The sequence below is a fragment of the Micromonospora sp. AMSO12t genome (genome assembly GCF_008806585.1).
Taxonomy (GTDB): domain Bacteria; phylum Actinomycetota; class Actinomycetes; order Mycobacteriales; family Micromonosporaceae; genus Micromonospora; species Micromonospora reichwaldensis.
Genome location: NZ_WAAS01000018.1, coordinates 1 through 14,649, shown reverse-complemented (window position 1 = coordinate 14,649; position 14,649 = coordinate 1). Strand labels below are relative to the sequence as shown.

The following is a 14,649-nucleotide window of genomic DNA, read 5'->3' as shown; positions in this document are numbered from 1 at the left end:
AAACGACGTGCGGTGGGTCGTCGCTGGGCTAGCCATCGCTGTAGGGGTTCGGGGTTCATCGGGCTGCTCCTCGGCGGGTACGGCTGCGGCAGCGGTAGGAGGCAACTGCCTCGGATACGGCGTCGAGGTCGTCGGTGGTGGTGTAGGCATGCGCGGCCAGGCGCAGGACGCCAGTGCGGGGTGCGGCGATAACGCCGCGGTGTCCGAGCCAGGCCGCCATGGCCTCCGCGTGTGGCTCGACGAGCGCCAGGTGCGCGCCTTGCGTGTCGACGTCGGCGGCCAGGCGCACGATCTCGCCTTGGGTGGCCAGTCGTGTCGCCAGTCCGAAGACCATGCGTTGGGTGTGGCGGCGTACCTGCCGCAGGTCGAGGCCATGCACCATGGACAGGCCGGCGACGGCGGCGTATACGGCGGCGACGGCGGGTGTGCCGGTCTCGTAGCGGCGGGCGTGTGGCGGGAAGTCCAGGACGGTGGCGTGGTAGGCGTGAGGGTTGGCGCGGCCGAGCCAGCCGGTGAGGGTCGGCCGTGGTCCGTCGGGGTTGCGGACGTAGAGGAAGGCCAGCCCGGGGAGCCCGAGCAGGTATTTGCCGGTGCCGGTGACGAGGTAGTCGCAGTGCAGGGCGTCGACGTCGAGGGGCATCACGCCGGCGGCCTGGTAGGCGTCGACGAACACGGCGGCGCCGGCGGCGTGCGCGGTGTCGGCGATACGGGCCACGTCGAGGCACCGGGAGTCTCGGTAGGTGACGGCGGGCACCGATACCAGGGCGGTGCGCGGGGTGATGTGCGACAGGTAGTCGCCGGTGCGGACCGTCGCGGGGGTGCCGCACCAGCGCACTCGCGCGCCGGGTTGGGCCAGCCAGGTGTGGGCGATTCCGGGGAATTCGGCGTGGCTGGTCAGGATGTCGCCGCGTCGGCGCCAACGGCGGCCGGCTGCCGCCTGGTGGGCGGCAACACTGGCGTTGGGCAGGACTGCGATCTGCTCGACATCGGCGCCGATGAGCCGCGCGAACAAGATGCGGGCTTCGGTGACCTGCTGTTCGCATGCCTGCCAGAAGCCTGGGCGTGACAGGTCATCGAGCATCCGCGCGATGGCCTCGTCGACGTCGACGGTGCGCGGCGCGATGCTGCACGCCGCCACGTGAGCGCTGCCAGAGGGCAGCCGAAGCTTGTGCCGTAGCAGCAAGGGCAGGGTTTCGGTCGTGGCCGTCACGGCTGCACCTGCTCGGGGCAGACCGGCTGTGTGGCTCCTTGGGTGAGGACGGTGCGGGCGTCCCAGAGCGTCGGGAAGCGGCGGTGGGCGATGAGTTTGGTCAGGCTGTCGACCGGGGTGTGGCGGGTGCCGAGCACACCGTGGCCGATGACGCGGGTGGCGACGGTGTAGTGCTCAGTGCGCCACAGGGCGATCCGCTCGTCCAGCCCCACGAGCGCTTCGGCGAGCCGGTACAGCGGGTCCGACGGCTCGCCCCGGTATACGTCGACGGCGGAGAGGTCCAGCGATGACAGCAGGCGGGCGAACGCGATGTCCAGTTCGGTGGTCGCTGAGCGCAGAAGCGCCCACCCGGGGGACTCGAAGCCGGATCCGTTGCCCAGTGCGGTGCGGATGACGGCGAACCGGGCCGGCGGCAGAGACCGCAGCATGTGGAGCTGCTCGGTGATCAGGCGCAGCGCTTCCGCGGCGCGATGCAGCAGCAGTTCGGCCGCGGACGGTCGGTCGGCGTCGAGGTGCGCCAGGGCCCGCATCAGGTGGGAGCGGGTGAGTTTCAGCCACAGCTCGGTGCTCTGGTGCACGATCTGGAACAGCAGCTCGTCGGCGTGAACCCACTCCCCCGGCCCTCGTTGCAGGGATAGCAGGTCTTCGGTGCGCATGTAGCGGGCGTAGTCGGTGTCACCGGTTCCCGGCAGCACAGCGGGCAGAGGGGACGTAGGCATGGAACTCTCCAAGGGCGTTCGGGCAACTGCCCGGGTGGCTTTCGCGTCAGGTCGAGGCGTGCCGGTGGCACATGCAGGTCAGGTGCGCAGGGCGGCGAGCGTGGAGGCCGCTACGGTGCGCACTCGGGCGGGCAGGTCCCCGTGCAGGACCGTCCCGGGACGCAGCGGTGCGGCGGTGACAGTCAGGTAGAGGTTCGCGTCATAGGCGCAGATGGTGAAGCCGCTAGCCCGGTCTGCGTAGGCGTAGGCGGCGGCCCCAAGGCCGATGACGTCCATGCTCGGGCCATCAGGCTGCTGGGCCTGGCGCAGGCCCTCGTACATGAGTTTGCCGGAGCCGGGTGCCCCGATGTCGGCGCGTGCAGTCACCACGATGCCGTCGGGTAGGCGGCCCACCGTGGCAGTGCAGGCCGTGCTGACGGTGTTGCCCGCCGCGCGGGAGTCGTTCTGTTGGCTTCCGACCGGACCGACGATCTCGGCGATCGGCGTGAGGGCCAGTTTCGAGCACAGCGCGTCTACCGGGTGATACGGCGCTTCGGTCGACGCGCCTGCTGTGGGCGTCGTTGCCTCGGTCGTCCTCGTAGTGCCAACGGTGTCGGAGGCGGTGGTCGCCGTAGTCGTGCCCGAAGCGTCTCGATCTCTGGACTTTTCAGTACAGCCCGTTGCCGCCAACACCAGGGCGACAAGAAAGGCCATCGCCGCCACTGCGCGGCGCCGCCCAAAGAACGGGTACGCATTACGGCGGCCACAGTATCGATTAAGGGCAGACAAGGCGGGCAGGCTCACAGGATCCACCTATCCCGGGGATGCAGGGTAGTTGCCCGCGCTAATCAACCGGGCATGCTTTGACGCAGACCCGCTCCCCAGTCATCGGGACTGCGCCGCTAACGCAGCAAATTCAGCACAGCCCCGACCTCACTGTCCACAGTTTCGGCTACCCCTAGCCCCATTTGCCGCCCTACTGCAACACGCTCGCACCACACCTGATCAGGGAAGAAGCGCTTCCAGACGCATGATCGAAGGATGCGCCCTGTCGAGTGCGATTTGCCCTGCTCGAAAACCGAGCGCCACGGCGCGAACCTGCTCGACTCCGAGGACGACTTCCAGGTTGGCAAGGAAATCCGGAGGTCGACCTAACGATCGTCGTTGAATCCGAGCCGATGGCGGGATGACTTGCTTCCACAAGCTTGATCAGCTCGCGATTGCTGACCGGACGCCAGTGTCTTCTCACAACGAGCCGACGTGCGAGCATGTAAACCGCGTACCGATGGCAGCCTGTGGTGCTTGAGCGACAACTCCTTTCAGGCAGCTCGGCGACGGCACCATCACCCGCCAGTCGACCCCGGCACAGGTGACCCTGGCGGGCTGACCGCTACCGGCGGCCCCGCGCCATCGGCCGGTGGCGCGCACTGAGGTCGAGAAGAGCAACTGCACCTTTACGGCACCGAGCGCGGTCTCTCACGCGCCGCCACCGCGCGCCGCAACCGAGCCGCGGAGGAAGCAGGTGCCCGCTCGCCGGTAGGCAGGTTGATCAGACCGGGTGCGGGCATCGGCGGTGGCCAGGGCCGGCTACCGGGTGATCCAAGGACCTGGCGCCTCTCGCCGTCACGATTAGAGATCGATGGCGACGGCTCCCCGCATCGGCGAAGGCGTGAGGCGGCCGGCGTAGGGGTCCGGCTCGCCGAGTTCTGGGCGCCATTCGTTGAGGGGCACCAGGCCCGGTTCGATCAGCGTGAGGTCGCCGAAGAGAGCGGCGAGTTGTGCGTTGGTGCGCAGGGTGACCTCGGTGGCGGCGCGGGCGCGGAAGACGGCCTTGCCCTCGGACACGGTCGTGTCGTCATAGCGATCGGCCACGGCGGCGCTGATGTGGGACATGACCATCGCGCTACCGGGGGCAAGCCGCTCGCGGACCGGGGTGACGACGGCGTCGATACGATCGTCGGGGACCTGCTGCAGCACGGAGCAGTACAGTACGGCCGTCGGCTGGTCGAGGTCGATGACGCTGGCGAGGTCGCCGTCGGCGAGCGCGTCGAGAATCAGATCGGGGCGGGTAAAGTCGCCCTCGATGGCCCGGCAGGTGGGGTTGTCTCTGAGGATCTGGTTGGAGACGACGACCGCGACGGGATCAATATCCAGGTACAGCACGCGGATGCTGGGATCGATCGCCTGGGCAATCTCGTGCACGTTGCCCTGCGTGGGGATACCGGAACCCAGATCGAGGAACTGCTTGATGCCGTCCTCTGCGAGGGTCCGGACCGCCCGCTGCATGAAGAGCCGGTTAGACCGTGCGATGTCCGCCGAGTCGGGTATGGCTTGCAGGAGCCGCCGCGCGGCCTCCCGGTCGGCTTCGAAGTTCTGCTTGCCACCGAGAAGGTAGTCGTATATCCGGGCGACGGTGGCGCGGCCTTGGTCATGGCTCGATGTACTCGTCGGCGGGCTGCTCATCACGGTCTCCCGTCGCAGGTCCAGTCACTTGTGGATCTCGCAGCCTACGGGATAGCTGCTACTTCGACGGCCCGCTTGTCTGTCCCTAGCGGTGTGGTTACCCGCCGATGGCGGACCGATGTCATGGATCCCGATCGCTGGATTCCCTCTGGTGGGACACGATGATCGGATACCCGCAGGGGACCATTTGGGCGCTACACTCTGACCCTTCGATCACTACTGCTCGTAGTTTCGGGAGGTTGTGTGCTCTGGGCTCGTGCGCGTCTACGGCGGCGTCTGCGCAGAGCGAAGATGCCGCCGCCGCCTGAGCCTTACACCGTGGATGCCTGGTGCGAGGCAATCGGACGTCAACGAGGTCGGCCCGTGTGCATCCGCGACGAGCCATTCGAGTTCGGAGCGGAGGTCCCTTCCGGGGTACTTGTTCCGCTAGACCGCGCCGATTACATCCTTGTCGACGCGAGCCTGCCCACGCTTGCGCGGGCACAAACCGTGCTACACGAGGTCGCACATCTGATGCTTGGCCACGACGGCGACGCTATGCACTCCATCATCGATCCCGCCTTGGAGGTCGAAGCGGAACTCGCCGCTGACCTTTTGTACCAGCAGATGATTCGTGCCGCTGCCAGGTCTGGCCGCCGCGGAGGCGAGTTGCTGGCACAGTTGCCGTCTTGGCGGCCCTCGGCGTGGTGGACGGACCGCCGCACGGACTGGCATGTCAACCAGTTGTGGATCAAGCTACGTGCAGGTATGCCTGATGTGACGATCGTCAGCACAACCACGGGCGTGCAGGTTCCGGTGGAGGTCGGCGGTAGCCGTCACCGCCACCGCCGGGTCATCGAGGTCCATGACGCGCTTCGGCTACTGCGTCCGTGGTGCAGTAGCCAGGTGCATGCCAGCGCGCAACGGCGGGCGCACCGGTACCGACTGGACCCCGCTTTCGTCGAAGCGGTCGCGGACGCTGCCACGCTCGCCGTGGCGATGCGCCGGCGCCAAGCTGCGTTGCCTGCCGTCGAGGATCCGCTCGATACGACATCGCCTGTTGACGTGTTCGATGTGCGCGGGGAGGCCCGGCGTCTCGCTCGCATTTCGTGCGCGTGGTTCGATTCGCCCGTCGTGGCCGCCGAGGTCGCTCGCTGGGTGCCGGTGGTCGCGGCTACCAGCACGCACAGCGATCGACTTCGTCCGTCTCTTGTGCAGATGCTGCCCGTGTCGCCGTTGCCCGAGGGAATCGTCCGGCGCGACCGGTCATCCGAAGCGGTGCAGGCGCAGCACTCTCGCCCGTCCGGGTAGAGCCTGTGGCTGCCACAACTGCGCGTGGTTTCTGAGCTGGCTGGGGAACATCTCGCCGCCGAACAGTGAACCGCTGCCCAGGGCACAGCCGCGAGTGGCCAGCTCTTCCCGCTCGTTCTCGTTGGCGATTCCCGGTGCGATGACTGCGAGGCCAAGATCGATGGAGAGGTCGACAGCTGCTCGGGTGACGGAGCGGGCCGGGCGCCAGCCCGCGTCCAGTGCGTAGGCTGGGTGCAGACGTAGGTAGCTCCAGGTGACGGCGTTGAGCGCCTCGATGCTGCCCTCGATGCTGCCGTAGTTGCCCAGCAGGAGCCGTATGCCGTAGTGCCGAAGCTGCTCCACGGTGTCCCGGTTAGGCAGAGCGTTTGGTTCCGCTACTTCCAAGACCAGTGATGACGCGGCAACGCCGGAGCCACTCAGCATTTCGCGCAGAGATTCAGTGAACTTGGGCGTCAGGGCACGTGCCGGCACCGGCACGATCAACTCAGCCCGGGGCAGCGCCTCGCGCCAGGTGGTTGCAGCCGACAACGAGCGTCCGATCACCTTGCGCGCGAGGTCTTGCAAGCCGTCCTCGTCGTCGATGAGTTGGTAGATGTCCTCGTCGGCCGCGAACACGTCGTGCCGGGAGTAGAGGAAGCGCGGTATCGACTGCACCATCGCGATGCGACCGGTGTTGAGGTCCACGACTGGCTCGCACGAGATCGCCATCCGTGCGTCCAACAACTCTCGGGCCAGTGAGGCGGCAGGTACGGGGGCGGCTTGGTAGGTGATTAGCCGGTCTTGGCCTGCGCGGATCGCTCGCCACATCACCCGCTCCGCGGCATCGAGCAGGTGGTGCGCCTGAGTCGGCGGGCCCGAGGTCATCCCGGCGCTTGCCCGTACGCTCAACCCGCCCTGTTCGTTTGCGACCGGTCGACGGAGCAGGGCCACCGCCCAGCATGCCCGCTGGTAGGCGGTGTCCTTCGACAAGTTCCACGTGACCAGCGCGAACTCCGCGTCGCCGACACGACCGACGGTGGACGCCGAGTCCCGGGCCGCGTAAGACAGCCGGCCCGCGAGTTCGTTCAGCAGAGCTAGGGCGCGTTCCCTGCCGATCGCGTCAGCCAGAAACTGGTAATTCTCTAGGCGAACGACAACCACGTGGCACGTCGCCGCCGCAATTGCCGCCACGCGAGACAGCAACGCTGCTCGATTCGGCAGGTGGGTGTCGGGGTCCTCGGTAGCTGCCAACTCGTGCCGACGCGCATCCTGCGCCAGCAGCCTGTAGGCGTGGACGCCGTCCAAGCTTGTCGACAGGTTCGCGGCGAAAGCCTGCAACGTTGACCGCTCGCGCACCGACAGCACGTCACGCCGGCCCGTCAGGTACAGCCGCACCACACCCTGCGACCCGGTCGCGTCACGCCTGATCTCGTGGCGCACCACTGCTCGATCGTCGGCCGGCTCCGGGGCTTCGGCCGCAGGGCCGTCGTAGACCACGCCAGCCTCCCCCGCCTCGCTGTCGGCGCGCACCAGCCGCTCACCGCCAGAAACCTCGATGTCCGCCGCCCGAGCTCCGAACAATCCGACCGCTCCGGCTGCGGCGGTGTGCAGGACAGTGTCGAGGTCGCGGGCCGCGAGCGCGTCGGTCAACGCCGCCAGGTGCTCCCAGGCGCGCCGCTCCTCACGGATGCGCAGCCGGTACGTCACGGCAAGGTGCAGAACAAGCATCACCGCAGGCAGGGCTATCAACGCCCGCTTGTCGAGGCCGATGACGACCGCGAACAATCCGGCGGTGACGATCTCACCGGCCGCGACGATCAGACGGGTACGCCACAGATTTCGTATCACCAGCGCAAAAGGCATCCTGGTCGCCAACATCACTGCGGCGCCTGTGATTAGCTCCTGGATGGCGAACACCGCGACCGCCGCCACTAGGAGCCCTGCCCCAAGCTGAAGCAGCCCGTTCGCGTCCAGCTCAGCCTCGGTGAAGCCTGGACGCACACCGAATAGGTACATGACCAGCGCTGCCGCCGTCGCGGCAACGATGTCCATGCCGGTGTTGTGGACCGCCTTGTGTAGACCTGATGCCCGCGGGTACCGCGTCACGATCCGCGCTATCACCACGCCGACCGCCGCACACAAGATCACCCACGGCACTGGTAGCGCTGCGGCACACACCAGCGACGCTGTTGGCGTCAGAGTGATCCGGATCGGCATTCTTTGCGGCAGTGGTGCCGAACACATCGCACCCACCGCCATCAACGCCGCCCCCATGAGCGGATAAATCAAATAGTAAGGCGGCGGCCGCCCCGCGCGAGTCACCGCCCACACAAGGCACGCGACCGCCATAATGCAAACCATGCATGTCAATGTAACCAGCGCCCATCTTCCACGCTGGCTTGGCATCAACAGACCCCCGTAATCATCAACCCAGCCCCTCGTGCGAATCGTCCACAGTAGCAGCCCGCATCGGCCCTTCAGCCCCACTCAACGCCCTTACGCATGGCGACACCTCCTAAGATTTATCGGGATCAGCGGGAACTTAAGTGATCAGACGGTCTTTAATCAACACCAAAGCGTCTTTTTGGTCACTACTCGCGCACTGCGGCACCCTCCGCTGGCGAACGAGGGCGTGAAATAGGCGGATTCCGCCAGGTCGCGTCGACCCGATGGCCCCACGAGCGACGCAGCGACAAGAACACGTAGCCAGGTAGCACCAATCCACCCAGTTCTCCCGTGCGATTCTGCGCTGCGCGACACCCACCTCGCGGTGATGCCGCCGCCATCACCGCGAGGTGAGTCCGCCTCGCCTCGCCGTTAACGGACTGGCGGGTAGGAGCCAATGGGCGTTAGGCATCGGCGTCGATGGCGTGTCGGTGCTTGCTGTTGAGGCAGTGGCGGCGCATGCGTTCGAGTTCGTGTTGCATCCGAGGCCCGTCGGGGTGCTCGCGTCGCTGGGCCTTGTGGGCGGCAAGGGTGTTTGCTAGCAGTTGCCGTGCGGTGACGCAGTCGCCGCTATCGAACAGCAGTAGCGCGTGGGTGGCGTGAGCCGCGATGGTGGGGAGCGCGCGGGGGCCCAGCATGCGGTGGAGGTGGGCGGCGAGCTCGGCGTACAGGTCGGCGGCGTGGGATGTGTGACCGGCGTGGCGGTGCGCGGCGGCAAGGACTTTCAGCGCGTGGCACGTCGTCGGGTTGTGGTCACCAAGGAATTTGCGCAGGGACCGGTGGCCGTAGGCGGCCCAGGTGATAGCGGTCGAGGCGCGGTGGGTGGTGAGCAGGATTTGCGCGTAGAGGACGGCGACGGTAGCGGTGGTTTCGTCACGTGCGGTGGCGCCCGTGCGGTGGGGATCGATTTGGCGGAGGCCGGTCTCCAGTAGTCCGAGTGCGTCAGTCATATCGCCGGCGTCCATCCGCTGGCGGGCGAGGTCGAGCCGCTGGCGTGTGGTCAGGTCGGGTCGGTGTAGCCGTCGTGGTGCGGGGTGCCAGGTAATGTGCAGGTCTGTGGCGGTCGCGCCGACGGTGATGCGGCGGATGATGCCGGGTGCGTAGAGGGCGGCGTCGTGGGTCCGACCGCGGGGGACGAGCTGGGGGACGCGTTGCAGCATGGCCTCGGCGATAAGGGTGCTGATCTGCGAGGCGGGCAGCGGTCTGCGTGGGCAGGCTGAGCGGCAGCTGTAGCACGGCTCATGCTGAGGCAGATCCACGAGCACCATCGGCTGCGCGCACAATCGGCAGACGAGCAGCCCTGGCGGCAGTGACACCGTCTCGATGCCGGTAGCGCTGGCCACCCACCGCCATACGGTGGCTGCCGGGATCCGGTGGATCTGCGCCGCCAGTGTGGCGGCTCGGTAGAGGCCGGCGCTCTCGCCGCTGCCAAGGACGTCGGCTACCACGTCCGCGACGAACGCGGGGGTCCACGCGGTCGGGCGCTGGGTCATGTTCTGGGGCATCAAGGGCTCTCGGATCGTGGCGGACGGCTCGGGCTTCGGCGGTCAGGCAGGAGAGAGGCTCCGGGACGTACCGGTCGGGCTTCCCTGCTCAGCGGCCAGAGTTTCGGTCCGTCGGGTAGGGCCAGCGGCAGGGCGGCGTGGTAGCCCTGTCTGCGCAGCAGGTCGCGGACCGCCTCGGTGGTGACCACGGTGCAGGCCGGCCATCCGGAGCTGCCGACGACGGCGTGATGCCGTCGTAGTAGCTCGCTGGCGAGGCCCTGTCGGCGGTAGGCGGGGTGCACTGCCAGCCATGACAGCCAGTGGTGCGGCACCCAGGACCGGTAGCCGTCGACGGCCGAGGTCAGCTGCCTCAGGCGGCCGGCCGCGGTGCCGGCGAGGATGGTCAGCTGGTGATCTGCGAGCGGGCAGGCAGAGGCGTGCGGGTCGTAGCGACGCCACACCGCGACCGCCGAGAGGTTCACGGTTACGTCGACGGTCCCGGTTTCGATGGCGTGGTCGACGCCAACGGCGAGCAATCGGTGCAGGATGGTGACGCGCTGTGTCGAGTTGGGCAGCAGCCACCGCACGACGGGGTCGGTGTCCAGGGCGCTGGCCAGCAGCACCGTGATCGCGGCGACGTCGCGGGGCGTTGCCCTGCGCATCGTGGCGACCAGGGCAGGGCTGGCCACTGCGCCTGCCCGCTCTGGGGTCACGGCTTCGCCTCTTTACTGCGTGTGACGGACGGTGATCGGGCCCCGCTGCGCTGGCGTGGGCTGCGGCTCATCGGGTGCATGGTCACGCCGGTGCTCGGCTGCACGGTTGACTGGGTGGTGTCGTAGCCGACCTGGGCGAGGAGGTGTTGCCCGGGCGGGAGTGCGACAGTGCATGACGGTAGGTCGAGACGGTAGGTCCGGTTGCGAACGTGAGTCATCAGTGCGCGGCCTCGGCCGGACCTCTGGTGTGTGGGGCGCACGGCGAGGTACGCGAGGTGGTAGTGGGCGTGGGCCGGTTGGCTGCTGGCGATGATGTCGTCCAGGGCGAGGAAGCGCTCTGCGTGCGGGCCGGCGGCGGTGGCGAGGCGAGTGGTGTATTTGACCGGTGGCGGAAGGGGCCGCAACCGGTGGAAGCAGACCGCGGCGGCGGCGAGGTCGGTGGTGACGTAGACGTCGCCGAAGAAGAGGGCGTGTTCGACCCAGATTTTGGCGACGTCGGTCAGAACGCGTCCGCGCTCTTCCTCGTCGGGTACCAGCCAGGCGGCAAGAGGAGTGGGCTGTAGGGCCCCGGCGATCACCGCGGCGACAGGACCCTGCTCCGTCCATCGGGCGGCCCGGATGTGATGCGTCACCTCGTACTCCTTGCTGGCTGTCTTGTTGCTGGGGGAAGTGGGGTGGCCGGCGGGAGGGAACGGGGGAACCGCTGCCGCCGGCCACGCAGGATCGGCCGCCGCCCTACCCCCAAGGGTTCGGCGGCCGGTGGCTTGTCACCGCCCGTAGGTCACGCGGGCGGCGATGGTGATGCCGTGGAGGTACCGGCACGGCCCCGCTCCAGCAGGAGGATGTGGGAGAACAGCCCTGGCCGGCGCCCGCCATCGAGCCACTCCTGGGCGGCGAGCAGATCGCCGGTGGCCGGGTCGATCACCAACGTCGAGGTGGATCCCCCGGCGACGACTCGGAAGAGCAGTCCGGGTCGGCCAGCGAGGTCCCTCGTCGCGCCCCTATACGTGATCCCAGGAATCGTCGCCAGGACGCGCAGGGCTGTCGCGCGTTGCCGTTGGTCGAGGTACTGGTTGGTGGCTAGGCCGACGACGCCGCCGGCCAGCAGCCTCGGGTAGGCCGGCTCGTCGACCAGCTCTGGCGGCACCAGCAGTTTGGCCAGCTCCCCCGGGTCGGCCGGGATCGCACCGGGAAGGTAGGGATGCAGCTGTCCGGCCCCGTATCGGGTCGAGGTCTGCGCCGCCCGGCTGAACTGGTCACGATCGTCGGGCGTGAGCTGGTGGTTTACGCCCCACAGGTCCGGTGCCCGGCGGCTGATCTCTCGGCCTGAGCCGTCTCTGTCGTGGCGCCAGCGTCGTAGGTCGGTGCGAACGATCGTGTTGGTCGCGCGTGCCCACGTTTGCAGGTGCAGGTACGTGTAGGGCAGCCCGGCGGTGGTGTCAGCGGGCGTGGCGCTGATGGTGCTAGCGAGCAGTTCCAAGCGCTGCCGAGTGGTGAGCCCGGCGGCGGTTGCTGTCGTAGCGGGCGAGGCGGACGGTTGTTCTGCGGGTGGCGGGCTCACGTCTCGTCCTGACGTGGCAGGGGCAGTGCCGTCGCTCTGGCACGCGGTGAGCGCCGCGAGGACGAGGCTGCCGCCGAGTAGTGCGCCCAAGAGACGGCGCGCCGGTAGGACCAGGTGAGTCATGGTTCACGCCCTTTAGGTGCGCTCGCGGGCGTGGATGACCCGGTGTTCGTAGGAGCCGAGGAGTACGCGGGGGTCCGCCATGAGGCTGGCGAACCGGTCGACGTCCTCCTGCGTGATGTCGGTCAGGGTGGAATGCAGGTGGGTGACGATGTCGGCGAGTAGTCGGCATTCGGGTCCGCCCCCGGTCCAGGTCTCGGCGCCCGAGTGGATGCAGTGCTGCACCAGGCCGTGGTGCAGGAGAACGGTTTCGGGCGTAGTAGTCCAGGTTCCGCGATACGAGCCGGTGACGGCGCATTGAACCTCATGCATGACGGCGGAGATCAGGGTGAGGGATTCGTCGTCGGGGCTGCGGTAGACCCGGGGTGGGGTGCGTCTGATGTCGGCGAGGACGAGCCAGCCACCCGGACGCAGCCGGGCGATCATCTGCTCGACCACGTCTGCGGGATCGCGCAGGGTGCCGTGAAGCCAGCGGGCAATGATGTGGTCGTAGCTGTCGGCCTGGCCGGGCAGGAGGTCGCGGTTCGGGTCGAGCTGCTGGACGTCGATAACGGGGGTGCCGGTCAGGTGGCTGGTGTCGGTGTCAACGGCGGTGACGGCCCCGTAGCGGCCGACGAGCTGCGCCAGGCGGGCGGTGATCTCGCCGGTACCGGCGCCAACCTCCAGTACCCGCTGGTTGACTTTGATGTCGAGGTGGTCCAGGACGTTGTGGATGCTCGGGTTGAGCAGCTGGTGTATCGGCGCGGGGTGGGTCGGCAGTGTGGTCGTCATGGCGTTCCTTGGGTGTCGGTGTGGTGGGTGATGCCGGCGGCATCAGGTGCTCAGTTGGTCCTCGCGGGGACGTGCCGGTTTCGCACGGCAGCGATGGTGGGCCTCGTTCCGGTCATGGGTGGTAGGCGGCGGTGGTGGTGGGTAAATGGGCGTGCCAGCGCAGGTCGATGGCGTGTGGTGTGCGGACGAAAACCTGGTCGACCATGCGGACAAGGTGTTGGCGCAGGTCCGCTCGGGTGGACTGGCGCCACCGGTAGTAGGTGATGAGGGGTCGTTCGGTGGCGGTGCGCCTGTCGTGGGCGGCGGCATGCCCGACGACGAGGGCCTCCAGGTATGCGGCGTCGTGCAGGGTGAAGCAGAAGCAGACGTAGAAGCGGCGTCGTGGGGTGGCGGCGTAGGGCTGGAGTGTCTGCCCGCAGGTGGTGCAGCTGGCCAGGTCGGTGAGCAGCCACAGGCTGATGTCGTCGTCGGTCACGGCTCCACCAGCACGTGGTTGGTGGTGGGTGGGGTGGTTGGCGACCGTGTCCGGGTCAGCGTCGCCAACCACCCGCCGCCGCCCGCTACGGGGTGTGCCGTGCGGGCGGCGGCGTCCACCCGGCGCGGCCGGGCCGCTGCGCCGGATGAACAGCGGCAAGGCACGGGGGTGACCCCACCGCATCGGAAACGATCGTGGGTTGCAGTCATGACGGTGTCGGTGTGGTGGTCGAGACGGTGAGCAGGTCGTGCAGTTCGGTGGGGTACTCGCGTAGATCGGCTGTGGCGACGTGGTGGGTGATCCGGGTGCGGTCCAGGACGGCGATGTCGTGCGCGACCTGACAGGCCAGTGCGAGGTTCTGTTCGGCGAGCAGGACCGCGGTGCCTTCGGCGGCGAGGCCGGTGATGATCGCCGCGAGGTGGCCGACGACGGCGGGGGCGAGGCCTTCGGACGGTTCGTCGAGCAGCAGCACGTCGGGGGCGGCGATGAGCGCGCGGGCCAGGGCGAGCATCTGCTGCTCGCCTCCGGAGAGCTGGTGGGGTTGATGATGGCATCGCTGCGCGAGCGCCGGGAACAGGTCGAGCACCTGGCGGACGTCGATGGTCCTGGGCCGGCTGGGATGCGGTCGGGGTAGCGCGAGGTGTTCGTCGACGGTGAGTCCGGCGAACAGGCGGCGTCCTTGCGGGACCAGGCCGAGACCTGCGCGAACGCGGGCGCGGGTGTCGCACTCGGTCAAGGACTGGCCATGCAGGAGGAGTTCGGTGCCAGGATCGGCGGGGTGTAGGCCGGCGATGGTGTTGATCAGGGTGGTTTTGCCGGCGCCGTTGCGGCCGACGACTGCGGTCACCCGCCCGGCCCGCACGTCGAGGGTGATGTCGGTGAGCACCGGTGCCCCGGTGTAGCCCGCGTGCAGGTGGCGCACGCGCAGGACCGGTGTTCCGTCCGCGACGGTGTCCCGGCGGCCGTGGGCGTCGCGCGGTTCGGGGCTGGCGGTGGTGTCGACGCCGAGGTAGGCGCGGCGTACGTCGGGGTGTTCGCGGATCATGGTGGGGGTGCCGGTGGCGATGTGCTGGCCGTGGTGCAGCACGGTGATCGTGTCGGCGACGGCGGCGACGAAGTCGAGGTTGTGGTCGACTAGCAGCACGGTGATGTCGTCCGGCAGCGCGCGGATCAGCTCCGCGAGGCGGGTGATCTCGTCGGTGGCGAGGCCGGCGGAGGGTTCGTCGAGCAGCAGTAGCCGGGGCCCGGCGGCGAGCGCGACGGCGATCTCCAGGCGGCGTTGGTCGCCGTAGGCGAGCTGGCCGGCGGGCCGGTCGGCGTGGGCGGCCAGGCCGACCTGCGCCAGCGCCGTGTGGGCGGCCGTTACGGCGTGCGGCTGCGGGCGCAGCGCTGCGAGGCGCTGTCCGGGGACGGCGAGTAGCACGTTCTGGATGGCGGTGA

General features: G+C 68.5%; 13 protein-coding genes. 1 reads left to right on the top strand and 12 read right to left on the bottom strand.

All coding sequences use genetic code 11. The features are described 5' to 3' along the window. Positions 1-55: 55 nt before the first annotated feature. The 4 genes from F6X68_RS04675 to F6X68_RS04660 form a co-directional block, all read right to left on the bottom strand. Positions 56-1,210, bottom strand: coding sequence for an aminotransferase class V-fold PLP-dependent enzyme (locus tag F6X68_RS04675; protein WP_225851978.1), 1,155 nt, complete (start codon positions 1,208-1,210; stop codon positions 56-58). Then, a complete protein-coding gene (locus F6X68_RS04670) occupies positions 1,207-1,929 on the bottom strand; it encodes a tryptophan 2,3-dioxygenase family protein (protein WP_151453092.1) in 723 nt (240 codons plus the stop codon). The genes F6X68_RS04675 and F6X68_RS04670 overlap by 4 nt, the downstream gene beginning before the upstream one ends. Positions 1,930-2,007: 78 nt before the next feature. Next, positions 2,008-2,712 carry a hypothetical protein gene (locus F6X68_RS33995; RefSeq protein WP_225851977.1) on the bottom strand — a complete coding sequence of 235 codons (705 nt, stop codon included), beginning with the start codon at positions 2,710-2,712 and terminating at the stop codon, positions 2,008-2,010. Between the two features lie 825 nt (positions 2,713-3,537). Then, positions 3,538-4,371: an SAM-dependent methyltransferase gene (locus F6X68_RS04660; RefSeq protein WP_151453091.1), complete on the bottom strand. Its 834-nt coding sequence runs from the start codon at positions 4,369-4,371 to the stop codon at positions 3,538-3,540. A 363-nt stretch (positions 4,372-4,734) separates the two neighbouring features. Here F6X68_RS04660 and F6X68_RS04655 point away from each other — a divergent pair, with 363 nt between their 5' ends. Then, complete coding sequence (locus F6X68_RS04655) at positions 4,735-5,661, top strand: DUF6545 domain-containing protein (protein ID WP_192581281.1); 927 nt, start codon at positions 4,735-4,737, stop codon at positions 5,659-5,661. On the opposite strand, the gene F6X68_RS04650 is transcribed toward F6X68_RS04655, so the two are convergent. The 8 genes from F6X68_RS04650 to F6X68_RS04615 form a co-directional block, all read right to left on the bottom strand. Next, entirely contained in the window at positions 5,617-7,692 is a 2,076-nt protein-coding gene (locus F6X68_RS04650; protein WP_192581280.1) for an EAL domain-containing protein, read from the bottom strand. The genes F6X68_RS04655 and F6X68_RS04650 overlap by 45 nt on opposite strands. Positions 7,693-8,489: 797 nt before the next feature. Further along, a complete protein-coding gene (locus F6X68_RS04645) occupies positions 8,490-9,578 on the bottom strand; it encodes a hypothetical protein (protein ID WP_192581279.1) in 1,089 nt (362 codons plus the stop codon). A gap of 11 nt (positions 9,579-9,589) precedes the next feature. Continuing rightward, complete coding sequence (locus F6X68_RS04640; RefSeq protein ID WP_151453087.1) at positions 9,590-10,258, bottom strand: GNAT family N-acetyltransferase; 669 nt, start codon at positions 10,256-10,258, stop codon at positions 9,590-9,592. Positions 10,259-10,278: 20 nt separating this feature from the next. Continuing rightward, positions 10,279-10,914 carry a GNAT family N-acetyltransferase gene (locus tag F6X68_RS04635; RefSeq protein ID WP_225851976.1) on the bottom strand — a complete coding sequence of 212 codons (636 nt, stop codon included), beginning with the start codon at positions 10,912-10,914 and terminating at the stop codon, positions 10,279-10,281. Between the two features lie 149 nt (positions 10,915-11,063). Next, positions 11,064-11,843 (bottom strand): hypothetical protein, encoded by a 780-nt coding sequence (locus F6X68_RS04630; RefSeq protein WP_225851975.1) that lies wholly within the window; start codon positions 11,841-11,843, stop codon positions 11,064-11,066. A gap of 135 nt (positions 11,844-11,978) precedes the next feature. Next, a complete protein-coding gene (locus F6X68_RS04625; RefSeq protein ID WP_151453085.1) occupies positions 11,979-12,734 on the bottom strand; it encodes a class I SAM-dependent methyltransferase in 756 nt (251 codons plus the stop codon). A 112-nt stretch (positions 12,735-12,846) separates the two neighbouring features. Next, positions 12,847-13,209, bottom strand: coding sequence for a hypothetical protein (locus tag F6X68_RS04620; RefSeq protein ID WP_151453084.1), 363 nt, complete (start codon positions 13,207-13,209; stop codon positions 12,847-12,849). 205 nt (positions 13,210-13,414) lie between these two features. Further along, on the bottom strand, positions 13,415-14,649 hold a 1,235-nt coding region (locus F6X68_RS04615), incomplete at its 5' end, for an ATP-binding cassette domain-containing protein (protein ID WP_151453083.1).

Coding starts and splice junctions, on each gene's coding strand:
- F6X68_RS04670 (WP_151453092.1), bottom strand. CDS start 1,929: ATGCCTACGTCCCCTCTGCCCGCTGTGCTGCCGGGAACCGGTGACACC.
- F6X68_RS04660 (WP_151453091.1), bottom strand. CDS start 4,371: ATGAGCAGCCCGCCGACGAGTACATCGAGCCATGACCAAGGCCGCGCC.
- F6X68_RS04650 (WP_192581280.1), bottom strand. CDS start 7,692: ATGGACATCGTTGCCGCGACGGCGGCAGCGCTGGTCATGTACCTATTC.
- F6X68_RS04645 (WP_192581279.1), bottom strand. CDS start 9,578: ATGACCCAGCGCCCGACCGCGTGGACCCCCGCGTTCGTCGCGGACGTG.
- F6X68_RS04625 (WP_151453085.1), bottom strand. CDS start 12,734: ATGACGACCACACTGCCGACCCACCCCGCGCCGATACACCAGCTGCTC.